General features: G+C 48.8%; 1 protein-coding gene. It reads left to right on the forward strand.

All coding sequences use genetic code 11. From position 1 onward, the window contains the following. Positions 1-176, forward strand: a 176-nt coding sequence (locus tag B3N33_RS12535) for a RidA family protein (RefSeq protein ID WP_292593525.1), incomplete at its 5' end; no start/stop codon positions are given. Positions 177-297: the final 121 nt, after the last annotated feature.

The following is a 297-nucleotide window of genomic DNA, read 5'->3' on the forward strand; positions in this document are numbered from 1 at the left end:
ACAGCGAAACAGGATTCAACAAGCAGCATATCGTAGCAAACGCCGCTTCGGAACTTTTGTTTGAGGTATTCGGTGAAGCCGGAAGGCACGCCCGAACTGCCGTCGGTGCCAGTCAGCTTCCGTTGGATTTCACGGTTGAGATAGAGGCAGTTATCGAAATCGGAGAGAATGACTAGGATGGACTACGATTTCGATACTCTGGTAAACAGGGAAGATCAGGGGAACATGAAATACATGTTCACCCCCAAGATCGTGAAGAAAATGAATCTCATAAGCTATGCCGGTGCCGAGATGGAC

Source organism: Mesotoga sp. UBA5825, from assembly GCF_002432955.1.
GTDB lineage: Bacteria > Thermotogota > Thermotogae > Petrotogales > Kosmotogaceae > Mesotoga.